Origin of the sequence: Nitrospira sp. NS4 (assembly GCF_049546785.1) — a bacterium.
Classification (GTDB): domain Bacteria; phylum Nitrospirota; class Nitrospiria; order Nitrospirales; family Nitrospiraceae; genus Nitrospira_D.
On the sequence record NZ_JBMWAN010000006.1, the window covers coordinates 20,976 to 33,084 of the forward strand.

The 12,109-nt window shown below is 59.4% G+C and carries 10 protein-coding genes and 2 tRNA genes; 6 read left to right on the top strand and 6 right to left on the bottom strand.

Features of this window, described 5'->3' with window-relative positions; all coding sequences use genetic code 11:
* Positions 1 to 6: 6 nt before the first annotated feature.
* From ACO9S2_RS16105 to ACO9S2_RS16115, 3 genes are all read right to left on the bottom strand, one after another.
* Complete coding sequence (locus ACO9S2_RS16105) at positions 7 to 288, bottom strand: hypothetical protein (RefSeq protein WP_423723422.1); 282 nt, start codon at positions 286 to 288, stop codon at positions 7 to 9.
* 213 nt (positions 289 to 501) lie between these two features.
* Positions 502 to 2,136 (bottom strand): phosphoenolpyruvate mutase, encoded by a 1,635-nt coding sequence (gene aepX, locus ACO9S2_RS16110; protein ID WP_423723423.1) that lies wholly within the window; start codon positions 2,134 to 2,136, stop codon positions 502 to 504.
* 69 nt (positions 2,137 to 2,205) lie between these two features.
* Positions 2,206 to 2,649 (bottom strand): hypothetical protein, encoded by a 444-nt coding sequence (locus tag ACO9S2_RS16115; protein ID WP_423723424.1) that lies wholly within the window; start codon positions 2,647 to 2,649, stop codon positions 2,206 to 2,208.
* Between the two features lie 153 nt (positions 2,650 to 2,802).
* Here ACO9S2_RS16115 and ACO9S2_RS16120 point away from each other — a divergent pair, with 153 nt between their 5' ends.
* Positions 2,803 to 3,354, top strand: a complete 552-nt coding sequence (locus tag ACO9S2_RS16120) for a DUF4124 domain-containing protein (protein WP_423723425.1) — start codon at positions 2,803 to 2,805, stop codon at positions 3,352 to 3,354.
* 133 nt (positions 3,355 to 3,487) lie between these two features.
* Here ACO9S2_RS16120 and ACO9S2_RS16125 read toward each other — a convergent pair whose 3' ends face one another.
* Positions 3,488 to 4,258, bottom strand: coding sequence for a hypothetical protein (locus ACO9S2_RS16125; RefSeq protein WP_423723426.1), 771 nt, complete (start codon positions 4,256 to 4,258; stop codon positions 3,488 to 3,490).
* A 272-nt stretch (positions 4,259 to 4,530) separates the two neighbouring features.
* On the opposite strand from ACO9S2_RS16125, the gene metH reads away from it, so the two are divergent.
* Positions 4,531 to 8,229 carry a methionine synthase gene (gene metH, locus ACO9S2_RS16130; protein WP_423723427.1) on the top strand — a complete coding sequence of 1,233 codons (3,699 nt, stop codon included), beginning with the start codon at positions 4,531 to 4,533 and terminating at the stop codon, positions 8,227 to 8,229.
* Positions 8,230 to 8,275: 46 nt separating this feature from the next.
* Here metH and ACO9S2_RS16135 read toward each other — a convergent pair whose 3' ends face one another.
* A complete protein-coding gene (locus ACO9S2_RS16135; protein WP_423723428.1) occupies positions 8,276 to 8,776 on the bottom strand; it encodes a hypothetical protein in 501 nt (166 codons plus the stop codon).
* A gap of 127 nt (positions 8,777 to 8,903) precedes the next feature.
* Complete coding sequence (locus ACO9S2_RS16140; RefSeq protein ID WP_423723429.1) at positions 8,904 to 10,046, bottom strand: HD domain-containing phosphohydrolase; 1,143 nt, start codon at positions 10,044 to 10,046, stop codon at positions 8,904 to 8,906.
* A gap of 472 nt (positions 10,047 to 10,518) precedes the next feature.
* Between ACO9S2_RS16140 and rph the strand changes: the two genes are divergently transcribed.
* The 4 genes from rph (at position 10,519) to ACO9S2_RS16160 (ending at position 12,099) form a co-directional block, all read left to right on the top strand.
* Positions 10,519 to 11,262, top strand: a complete 744-nt coding sequence (gene rph, locus ACO9S2_RS16145) for a ribonuclease PH (RefSeq protein ID WP_423723430.1) — start codon at positions 10,519 to 10,521, stop codon at positions 11,260 to 11,262.
* Positions 11,263 to 11,275: 13 nt separating this feature from the next.
* Positions 11,276 to 11,890, top strand: a complete 615-nt coding sequence (locus ACO9S2_RS16150) for an XTP/dITP diphosphatase (protein WP_423723520.1) — start codon at positions 11,276 to 11,278, stop codon at positions 11,888 to 11,890.
* Positions 11,881 to 11,957: transfer RNA gene (locus tag ACO9S2_RS16155), tRNA-Pro, on the top strand. The genes ACO9S2_RS16150 and ACO9S2_RS16155 overlap by 10 nt, the downstream gene beginning before the upstream one ends.
* Positions 11,958 to 12,022: 65 nt before the next feature.
* Positions 12,023 to 12,099, top strand: a tRNA-Arg gene (locus ACO9S2_RS16160).
* Positions 12,100 to 12,109: the final 10 nt, after the last annotated feature.

Below are 12,109 nucleotides of genomic sequence, written 5' to 3' on the forward strand. Positions count from 1 at the left end.
TTCATCTTATTCCGTTGTCGTCCGCTTGGGCGATAGCAGCCGATGTGCCTGGGTCATCGCAATCAGAAGCGCGGGCAGTTCCTTGTTCCTATTCTTCGAGGCCGGCAGGCTGTCTACGAAGCGTTCAGCCGATCTCATCAGCATCTGCAGCGCCTCTCTCATCCCGTCCTGCGCAGTGGCCCGTGCCGACGACGCCGTGCGAGGGCGTGTTCGGCTTCTCCTCGGGCTCACATAGGGTTGCGGGGCCGCCGGATTATCTTTGATCAGCTCTGGTCGTATTCTGTTCATGGTTCTTCCTTCAAGTCGTCAGAGAAAGATGTTCGTCACACTGTACTCGATCTCAGGCCGCATTTGCATCGAGTCTTTGTGCAGAGGAAAATAGGAGAGAGGGAAGGATCGAAGGACCTTCCTAAAGTAAGCCAGGCCCTGCAAACACGCATTTCTCAGGACTATCCGGGCTGCATTCCTGTCAGCGATACCCGTAACAGGATTCTTCTCCTCTTAAAAATTCCCCGCCTGCACCACATCCTCGAGACTGTTGATGTCGAGCCAGTGGCCGACGGTGTAGAGGACGCGGATGGGGTGCTGCCGCTTTAATAGTTCCTGGAGCAGCTGAGCGATGCCGGCTTTGCGGTTGCCCGGCTTGGCCAGCAGTTCGGTGATGATGCCGGTGATGAGAGGGACGGCGGTGGGGGAGACTTTGAGGAAGCCCATCCAGATTCCGTGGACGGAGTCTTTGGGAATGTTGTCGCCCAATTGCTTCAGGTAGATCTTGGCGTTGAAGGCCTTGCGCGAATTGGGAATGGTGCATTCGGTGAACCCGCCGAGGCGGCGGTAGCTGGTCTGGTCCTGCCAATTGCTGTCCACAAAGACGACCAGGTCATCCTGCTCCTGGCAGAGGGACTGAGGAATGTATTTGTTGAAGAGCAGATCGCCGTAAGAAATGATGGTGCTCTGCGCCGGGCCTTTTCTGGACTTGAGGGCTTTCAAGAGCGAATCCAACTCGCCGGTATCGGCATACTCGCTGTTATCGACATAGGTCAGGTTGGGCAGGGTGATGGCTTCCTTCTTGTACCCGCGCACGACGACGATATCCTTGATTCCGACGGCATTGTAGGCGTCCACGATGTGGGAAAGAATGGGGGCGCCCTGGATTTTCACCATCGTTTTCGGCTGGTGCTCGGTGAGCTCACCCAATTCGTCCCCGCGTGAGGCGGCCAGCACGATCGCGCAGGTGTCTTCGGCGCCTTTGGGCAGATAGCGGTCTTCGGCCTCCTGCAGTTCCGCCGCGTTTTGCAGGCGGAAGATTTCGGAGACCGGCGCGACTTTGTCTTCGATGGAGAGCAGGTGTTCCTGTTCCTTGAGGGTGCGCGCGGTCTTCTGCATGGCGGTCACGGAGGACCGGAGCATGTGGTTGGCCCAGATAACGATGGAGAAGCCGTGTTGGCGAAACACATCCGTGGGCGTCGCGTAGTACTTTGTCGGCACGATCACCACGGGGCAGCGATTCCCCCATTCCTGTTTGAAGGCCAGGATTTCGTCGGGCACCGAGAGGGCGCTGTGGATGAGGATGCCGTCGGCTCCCGCCTGATGATAGGCCTCGGCGCGACGGAGGGCTTCCGCCAGGCCCCAGCCGCAGATGAAGGCTTCCACGCGGGCGATGATCGAGAAATCCGGGTCGGTCTGCGCATCTTTGCCGGCTTTGATCTTGCCGCAAAACTCATGCATGTCCGCCATGGGCTGGGCGCCGCCCTTGATGAAACTGTTGGTCTTGGGGAAGAGTTTGTCTTCAATGCAGACCGCGGCGATCCTGCGCTGCTCCAGTTTGCGGACAAGCCGCTGCATGTTGTTGAAGTTGCCGTAGCCTGTGTCGCCGTCGAGGAGAATCGGAATCGTGGCGGCGTCGGACATGAATTCCAGGTCTTCGAGCACCTGCGTCCAGCTGGCTTCGTTGTTGTCGCGCACGCCGAATTGGGCTGAGATCGACAGGCCGCTGGCCCAGATGCCTTTAAAGCCGGCTTCCTGCACGATCTTGGCGCTGAGGCCGTTGTGGGCTTCGCAGATGAACTCCACCTGATCCGACAGGAGGAGATTCCGGAACTGCCTGGTGGTGCTGATGCCTGGTGTCGAACTCATGGAATGTGTTCCTTCGGGGAGGAGCCGGGTTGCCGGGGCTCACATCAGGTTGGTGCGGAGAGGTTATCGCTATCGCCCCATCTTCGGATGCGGGGAGTCTACGGGAGCGCTCACGGGATTCCGTTCCTCTGAGCCTTCGAACCATCCCCCGATGAGCACGCCTTCTTCGAAATAGAGATAGCGGTGCTTCACATCCGAGGTGCTGATCCAATCCTCGAAAATCCATTCCTCCCGGCGGAGCCCGTCGGCGGTAAAGGTCGTGTTGATCGTCTGTGGCCCCCCCCAGGATTTGAGGACCTGGTCTTTCGTCATGCCGGCCATGACCCGTCGCTGCTCGATATGTTTGGAGAAGTCGGGATCCTGGAAATGGACGATCATCGGCCAGACGACCATCAAGAGAAAGGAGATGGCGAGGCAGGCGTAAATGATTTTGCGCACGTGGGGGCGGCGGATAAACGACGGTTCTTCATTGTCCGCGGGCAGCGTATCGATCGTTGTGGGGGTCTGTTCCATAGTCGTAATTGCTTCCTCTTTCAATGGTCGCATGCTAACAAGGGGTGTGTGGTGAGTCAAGCAAGGCCTGGCCGCTTCTTATGATATTTCAGCGAGATAGGCCGATCGGGCCGGCCGGGCGCGCATGGGTGAATCAGCCAAGCGAGGTGGACGATGGGACCACGAGTGTTGAGGGATCTCCCGACCGGCGTGCCGGCGGGCTGGACGGTGCTTATGATCTGCTGGTTGCTCGGTCTTGCGACGTTACCGGCTCACGCGGTGACGATCTACTCCTATATCGACGAGCAAGGCAATCCGCGTTATACCGATTCCCCCGACACCATTCCGGAGAGATACCGGGCCAGGGTTCAGATGCATGAACAGGCGAATCCGAGGGTTACCCCGCCGTCGAAATTCGAGTCAGTGAAACGGGCTGTGGTCGAGAAATCCCAGGGTGTCGGCGTGATTCAATTTTCCGGCCTCAGTCCCGGTCAGTCTCAGATTCTTACCTATGCGGGCGGGGCAGCCATCGCGTTGTTGATCATCATGTACCTCACCAAGAGCCCTATGATGCGCCTGCTGGCGCTGGGCCTGCTCATCGTCCTCGGGATCGGGACGCCGCTCTTCATGTACGTGAGCGGTGACGGTCCGGCGGACATCATGAAGCGGAAAGCCCTTGCTGCAAGCGAAGCCCAGCAGGATCGTCTCAAGCCGGCCGGCCAATAGCGGGATCAGCACAAATCCACCAGCACGGTAGAGGCTGGGTTAAGGATAAGGTTGAGGCCCTGAGGGGGAAGAGTAGGAATCACAATACTCTTGTCTCAGTCTTAGACTTGGCCTTGACCTCGGGTGACCGCCCCTATTCCGCGTATTTGGGCGTGGGGATCGGCTTGCGCTGAACAGGGGGTGGTGCGGATTGCGTGGCAAACTCGGGTGAGTAAGGATTCATGATCGGTTCATGGGTATGGCGCTGCCGCTGCTTCACAAGTTGCAGGCTCTGGGTGCCGATCTCCATGCGATCGACGGTGGCGCTGGTGGTCAGCCGGTCGGGAAGCCCTTGAAGGGAAAAGAGCTGAAAGGTCAGGGTCCAGTCGAGCTGCTCCTTGCCTTTTTCTCTGATCAGAAAGCGAGCCGCGGGAGAGGGGGCGCCCTGAAAGAGCAGGACCCAGATATTCGAGCGGAAGGCCGGAGAATCGGGTTCGGAAGACGGTTTGAATTCCGGCACCAGCGAGGGAACTTGCGCGATCGGCACAGGCGGTGAAAATTCGATGTCCACCAGACGCACAAACAACGGCCGGTTTTCGCTGGTGTCGTTGGGATCGACCGCGTAGCTGAACGAATAGCGGACGTCGATGTTATTCCGCTTGAAGGTGTAGACGTCTTCGCCGTTTTCCGGCGACACCAACTTGCTGAAATATTTCTGCCAGTCGGTGATGGGATAGTAGGTGAAGACCCGCAGGGCCGATTTCCTGTCCCGCACGGCTTGCGGCATGCCCATTCGCTCGTGCAGCTCTTTCTGCGTCAAGCCGAGGAAGCCGTCTTCAAAGTAGGGGGCGGCGGCGAGTCCATGGGGGAGGGCGAGAGCCGAGAGCAGCAGTCCCAGGCTGTACCAGAGTTGTCGGGTACGCAACGCCGTCCTCCTTGTCGTGCGGCCATCGTATCGGCGTGAGAGAAGGTCTGTCAAGAAAACGGGCTGTCGCCTTGCCGGTGGGAGGCCCATCCAGTATCATGGCCGCTCGGCAGGATGCTGAAAAAGTCCGCCAGCTTCGTTCTCGCCGCGCGTAGTGGCTCAACGTACCGAATCGTACGCCTCGCCTCTACGCTTGCGGCGGCCTCGCTGAACGGCCTTTCTGAGCGTCCTGCTTGCTTCATCTCATCAACATAATAGGGAAAGCATACGCCGTGACGAATTCTGTCTCTTCGGATATTGAACGTCTTCTCAAGGAACGAATCCTGGTCCTCGACGGCGCGATGGGCACCATGATCCAGCAGCGGAAGTTGGATGAGGCTGCCTTTCGTGGTGAGCGTTTCAAAGACTGGACAAAGGATCTGAAGGGGCATAACGACCTGCTGAATATCACCCGGCCCGGCATCATTGAAGACATTCACCGCCAGTATCTCGGAGCCGGCGCCGACATCGTCGAGACCAACACGTTCAACTCGCAAGCGATCTCGCTGGCGGACTACCAGATGGACTCGCTGGGTTATGAACTGTCGAAGGCCGGGGCGGAGTGCGCCAAGCGCGCCGTCGAGAAGGTCCAGGCGGCTCAGCCGGGCCGGCGCTGCTTCGTGGCCGGCGCGATCGGTCCGACGACGAAGACGTCGTCCATCTCAACGGACGTCAACAATCCGGCGGCGCGGGGGGCGACCTACGAAGAGCTGGTGGCGGCCTACCGCGACCAGGTGCGCGGGCTGTTGGATGGAGGCGTTGACCTGCTGCTGGTCGAGACGATCTTCGATACGTTGAACGCGAAGGCCGCGTTTTTTGCAATTCAGGAGTTGTTCGACGACGGGGCGCGCCGCGTGCCGATCATGGCCTCGGTCACCTTCATTCAAGCGGGGAGCAATCGAGGCGTGACGGGGCAGACCGTCGAGGCGTTCTGGAATTCCATTTCGCATGTGCCTCTCCTCAGCGTGGGGATGAATTGCGCGCTCGGGCCGAAAGAAATGCGCCCGTTGATCGATGAACTCTCCCGGATCGCGCCGGTCTATCTGAGCGCCCATCCGAATGCGGGACTGCCCAATCCGCTCCTGCCGACCGGATTCCCTGAAACGCCGGATACGCTTGCGCCCCAGTTGCGCGAGTGGGCCGACAACGGCTGGTTGAATATCGTGGGGGGCTGCTGCGGGACGACGCCGGCTCACATCAAGCTGATTGCCGAGGCCGTGCGCGGGTTGAAGCCTCGCGCGATTCCCACAGTCGAACCCTACACACGGTTGAGCGGTTTGGAAGCGGTGACGATCCGTCCTGATTCCAACTTTGTGAATGTCGGTGAACGGACGAACGTGACCGGTTCTCCCGCTTTTGCGAAACTGATCCTGGCCGGCGATTATGACGCCGCGCTGTCGGTGGCACGCCAGCAAGTGGAGGGGGGCGCCCAGATCATCGATATCAACATGGACGAGGGCATGCTGGACTCGAAGGCGGCGATGGAGAAGTTTCTCCGTCTCATCGCGTCGGAGCCGGATATTTGCAAAGTGCCCATCATGGTCGACAGTTCCAAATGGGAGGTGCTGGAGACGGGCCTCAGGAACATTCAAGGGAAGGCGATCGTCAACAGCATCAGCCTCAAGGAGGGCGAGGAGAAGTTTATCGCTCAGGCGAAGCTGGTCCGGCGTTACGGCGCCGCGGTGGTAGTCATGGCCTTCGACGAACAGGGGCAGGCCGACACGCTCGAGCGGAAGAAGGAGATCTGCGCGCGCTCCTACAGAATTCTGACGCAGCAGGTGGGCTTTCCACCGACCGATATTATCTTCGACCCCAATATCCTGACCGTGGCCACGGGGATCGAGGAGCATAATAACTACGCGGTGAACTTCATCGAGGCGACGCGCTGGATCAAGCAGAACCTGCCCGGCGCCAAAGTGAGCGGCGGCATCAGTAACATCTCCTTCTCGTTCCGCGGGAACAACGTGGTCCGAGAAGCGATGCACGCGGCGTTTCTGTATCACGCCATCAGGGCCGGGCTCGACATGGGCATCGTCAATGCCGGTCAGCTGGCGGTGTATGAGGAAATCCCTAAGGCCCTTCTGGAACTCGTGGAGGACGTGCTGCTGAATCGTCGCCCGGATGCCACGGAGCGTCTGGTGAACTTTGCCGAGACGGTCAAGCAGAAGGGCAAAGCGGCCGTGAAGGACGATGAGTGGCGGCAGGGGACGGTTGAAGAACGGCTTTCCCATGCGCTGGTGAAGGGCATCACGGACTATATCGATCAGGATACGGAAGAGGCGCGGCAAAAATACCCGAAGCCGCTCTCGGTGATCGAAGGGCCCTTAATGGCCGGAATGAACGTGGTCGGGGATCTGTTCGGCTCGGGCAAGATGTTTCTCCCGCAAGTCGTGAAAAGTGCGCGCGTCATGAAGAAGGCCGTGGCGTACCTGATGCCGTTCATGGAAGAAGAGAAAAAACGGACTGGCAGCTATCAGGCCCAGGGGAAAGTGTTGCTCGCGACCGTCAAAGGCGATGTCCACGATATCGGGAAGAACATCGTCGGCGTCGTGCTGGGCTGCAACAACTACGAGGTGATCGACCTGGGTGTGATGGTCCCCTGCGAAAAGATTCTCGCTACGGCGAAGGAGCAGAAGGTCGATATTGTCGGGCTGAGCGGCCTGATTACCCCCTCGCTGGATGAGATGGTGCATGTGGCCAGGGAGATGACGAGGGAAGGTTTCACGGTTCCGTTGTTGATCGGCGGCGCGACCACAAGCAAGGCGCACACGGCGGTGAAGATTGCGCCTTCCTATCATCCGTCCGTGATCCATGTGCTGGATGCCTCGCGGGCCGTGGGGGTGGTGGGCAGTCTTATCAGTTCCGACCAGAAGCCTGCGTTCGTGCAACAGGTCCGTGAGGACTATGAGCGGATGCGGCAGGCGCATCAGGACAAGGGTGCCAAAGCACTTCTGCCGATTGCCCAGGCGAGAGCTCACTGCTTGAAGACCGATTGGGCGACGGTGGATATTCCTACGCCCTCGTTTCTCGGTGTGCGAACGATCGGCGATCAACCGTTGAGCGACCTCGTGCCCTATATCGATTGGTCGCCGTTCTTTCATACCTGGGAGTTGAGGGGGCGCTATCCGGCGATCCTCGAGGATGCGACGGTCGGACCGAAAGCGCAGGAGCTGTTCGACGATGCGCGCCGGTTGCTGGACGAGATCATTCACGAGAAACTCCTGACCGCCAAAGGGGTCTATGGATTCTTCCCGGCGGCGAGCGTCGGTGACGATGTTGTGTTGTACACAGACGCCGCCCGGATGAAGGTGCTCACGACGATTCACACGCTGCGGCAACAATCGGAGAAGCCGCAGGGGCAGCCGAATCTGGCCCTGGCGGATTTTGTCGCGCCGAGAGAGTCGGGCCGGCAGGATCATCTCGGAGCCTTTGCGGTGACGGCGGGGATCGGTCTGGATGAGCTGTGCCGGCGGTTTGACCGGGATCACGATGACTACAATTCCATCATGGCGAAAGCCCTGGCCGACCGGTTGGCCGAAGCGTTCGCGGAATTTCTCCATAAGCAGGTGCGTGACGCCTGGGGATATGGCAAGCACGAAGCCTTGTCCACCGAAGATCTGATTCACGAAAAATATCGCGGCATCCGGCCCGCACCGGGGTACCCGGCCTGCCCCGATCATACCGAGAAGCGGTTGCTGTTCGATCTCTTGCATGTAGAGCGAGAGGCCGGCATCACGCTGACGGAAAGCTTTGCCATGTTGCCGGCCGCTGCGGTGAGCGGCTTCTATTTCGCCCACCCGGAAGCCAAGTATTTTGCGGTCGGGAAAATCGGGAAGGATCAAGTCGAGGACTACGCCCGCCGGAAGAACCTGCCTCTTGCCGCCATGGAGCGGTGGTTGTCGCCCAACTTGAATTACGAGCCGGCCGGCTGAGCCTGGCTGTTCCTGTCTGGTTCGGACGAGGGAAGGCCTGCCTGTGCTAGACGGCGGTGCTCAATGCCTCGTCGGTGACGGCGACATTCTGTAAGGCCTGGAGCATGGACCGATACCGCTTTTCCGCCCAACTGTTAAATGACTCGGCATCGACAAACACCAAATCCCAGGCTTTTACCGCGTCCAGCAACAGCAGATGCTGAGGATGATGCGGTCCGGGAAAGTAGATCACGAGTACAGCGGAGTTGCCGGTCAGGCTGATGTCGGTGAAGACATGGAGCTTGGCGGCTGCGGGCAGGCCGATTTCCCGTGAGGCGGCCTCGGCGATCGGCTGATAGAGGCGTTGCAGCAACTGGGAGGTGGCTTCATGGGGGGTTGACGGTATCAAGAGCCTCGGATTGGGTTTCTCGCCGAAGAGATTCTCGGTGAGGTAGGTCGCGGCTTCCCACGTCGGCATGACGCCGGAGGTGACCAGGGCCTCACATAAGTAGGCAATCCAGTTTCTGGCGGTGGAACGCGTGCGGACCGGGGCGGTGTTCTTTGCCATGAGAGGCAACCCTTTCTTCAACCTGGAGCGGGGGATGGGCCGCTGAAGGCGCTGAGACGAGTCTGCCGACAGCTGAAAAAAGTATATCGGTGAGGGGAGAGACGGTCAATGAATTGCGAAGATCCGGCTAGGCTGCCTCGGGCAGGTTCTGATTCGCGGTATCAGCGTAGTGATCATGGATGCGCCGCAGGTCCTCTTCAAGTGAGAGGAAGAGGTCGAGCAGTTCGGGGTCGAAGTGTGTGCCCCGCTCCTTCACCATCAGTTCCCGGGCATGTTCAAAGTCGAACGCCGGCTTATAGACGCGGGCGGTGGTGAGGGCGTCGAAATTGTCGGCGATCGCGGCGATACGGCCTTCGACGGGAATCTCCTCGCCCTTGAGCTTGCGAGGATAGCCGGTTCCGTCGTAGCGCTCATGATGGGTCCAGGCGATGGTCGCCGCGACTTTAAGCAGGTCGGAATCGGAGCCGGAGAGAATCTTGTAGCCGATCTCGGCATGCTGCGCGATCACATCGAACTCTTCGGCGGTGAACTTTCCCGGTTTGAGCAGCACATGGTCGGGGGTGCCGATTTTGCCGATGTCGTGCATGGGGCTGGCTGTGCGGATGAGATCGCACCGTTCGGGGGAAAGTCCGTGTCTTTTTGCGAGCAGCTCGCAGTAGTGGCTCATGCGGTGAATGTGCCTGGCGGTCGAGCTGTCCCGGAATTCGGCGGCGATGGCCAGCCGCTGGATGGTTTCTTCGCGGGACAGGCGCAGCTCTTTCTCGCGGCATTCGAGCCATTCAAGCGCCTGCTGGAGCGCCATCGTCCTGGTGTGTACGATGTCCTCAAGGTGTTCACGGTGGAGGCGATTCTCAATTTCCAGTTTGCGGCGTCGCAGGGCGTTGGCCACATCGATGAGGACTTCGTTCGATTCAAACGGCTTCACGATGTATCCGAAGGCGCCCATATCGAGCGCGGCGTTGGCCAGAACGGAACTGTCGAGCCCGGTGACCATGATGGCCGCGGTATGCGGACGTTCTTCCAGAATATTGCGAACCAGATCCATGCCGGATTCACCCGGCATGTTTACGTCGCACAGCATGAGGGCATAGGGTTCCTGGTCCAGCAACTGCCGGGCTTCACGCGCATCCGCCGCCAGGGTGACGGTGTATCCGTGTGTCTGGAGGAGGTAGCCGATGAGCCGTCGGATGGGTTCTTCGTCATCGACGACCAGAATCTTCCGGTTTTCAAGAAGGGCGTGCTGTGTGTTCCGTTCAAGTGATGTGGTCATGTTGATTCGGGGATTGTGTTCCGGGTGGAAATGGTTCTCGATCTGGGTACCTTATCGGTTTTCCCCGGCCACTCTTTAGCTTTGAATGAACAAAGAAGGCGGCTGCACCTTTTGTGCCATTTGATCTTTCTGTGCCCGTCATTGAGGGGCTGTAGATCTCCCGACAAGGCGCACGGCGTGCGTGCGAATTCACTGAAATGAAGCAGCGTTTCGTTGCGTGCTATAAGCGGAGATCTGGGTAGGTTTATTTCTGCGGTAAGCGATGCCGCCGTGCCCCGGCAGAAACTGCACGGAAATGGGGTCAGCGCCTGCCGTATTTGTACAGGAAACGAGGAGCGGAATCGCGATCTGTCGGGGGAGGAGAGAGAAAGGAACCCGAGCGTGCATCCGGAGACACCATGCCGGTTGGTTTGCGCTTTCCCGGATGCTCCACTATAATCGCACCCTCACTTTCTGCTGATGGGAGTCTGAGATGAGCGCAGTGGCTGGATTAGTCCGTTTTGACGGTCGGCGAAAAGACCAACATCGACCGGTAAAAGTCACCCGGAATTTTATTAAACATGCCGAGGGATCGGTCCTGATCGAAATGGGTGATACCAAGGTCATTTGCACCGCTTCGATCGAGGAGAAAGTGCCCCCGTTTCTGAAGGGAAAAGGGAGCGGATGGGTTACCGCAGAGTATTCGATGTTACCGCGCGCGACGCATGACCGTTCCCCGCGGGAAGCGGTGAAGGGGAAGCAGGGCGGGCGAACGCTGGAGATTCAGCGTCTCGTGGGGCGTGCGTTGCGCGCCGTTACGGACATGACTCAGATGGGGGAACGCAGTATCTGGGTCGATTGCGACGTGATTCAAGCCGATGGCGGGACCCGGACGGCCTCGATCACCGGGGCATTCATCGCCCTCGCCGACGCGTTTGCGGTTCTGAAGAAGAAAGACCTCATCAAGCGCATTCCCCTGACCGATTATCTGGCTGCGATCAGCGTCGGAAAAGTCGGGGGAGAGGTCATGGTCGATCTCGCCTACACCGAAGACTCGATGGCCGAAGTCGATATGAATCTGGTCATGACCGGCCGGGGCCGCTATGTGGAGGTGCAGGGCACCGCTGAGCGGACTCCCTTTGCCAAACAAGACATGGATGAATTCCTGGCCCTTGGCTGGCAGGCGATTCAGCGGCTGACCGCGATTCAAAAAGAATTGGTCGGCTCGCTGGACTAACGGGGTACCGGTGATCAAGGAATTGGTGCTCGCCACCAGAAATCGGCATAAGGGGGAAGAACTGGATGCCTTGCTCGGCGACCTGGGCATCCGCATTCGCACGCTGGCTGATTTCCCGGATGCGCCGGAAGTCGAAGAAGACGGGGAGACCTGCGAGGCCAACGCGATCAAGAAGGCCAGGGTGATTGCCAACGCCACAGGCCTTCCGGCGGTGGCTGATGATACAGGCCTGGAGGTCGACGCCCTGGGCGGCAGGCCCGGCGTGCATGCCGCGCGTTATGCCGGTGAGAATGCGACCTACGAGGACAACTGCCGGAAGCTGCTTCAGGAACTTGCCGGGGTGCCGCGCGACAAACGGACGGCCCGGTTCATCACAGTGGCGGCTATCGCGGTCCCGGGTGAGACGGTACAGGTCACTCGCGGAGTGCTGGATGGATCCATCACCGAGCAGGCCGCCGGGTCGCGCGGATTCGGATATGATCCGGTCTTCTACGTGCCGGAGGCCGGCGCGACGCTCGCGGAAATTACGCCTGAGCAGAAGAACCGGATCAGCCATCGAGCGAAGGCCTTTGTGCAAGCCAAGGCCATCTTGCGGTCGTTACAATCAGCGCCGATCGTCGGGGCGTAGCGCAGCCCGGTAGCGCGCCTGCTTTGGGAGCAGGATGTCGTAGGTTCAAATCCTATCGCCCCGACCAAATCCGGCTAGACTCGAGTGGGAGTTTCATAGTTTGTGGCAACGGGATATACACCGCCAGCGAGTGCGCCCGTAGCTCAGTCGGATAGAGCATCAGCCTTCTAAGCTGAGGGTCGCTGGTTCGATTCCAGCCGGGCGCACCACACGACGAAT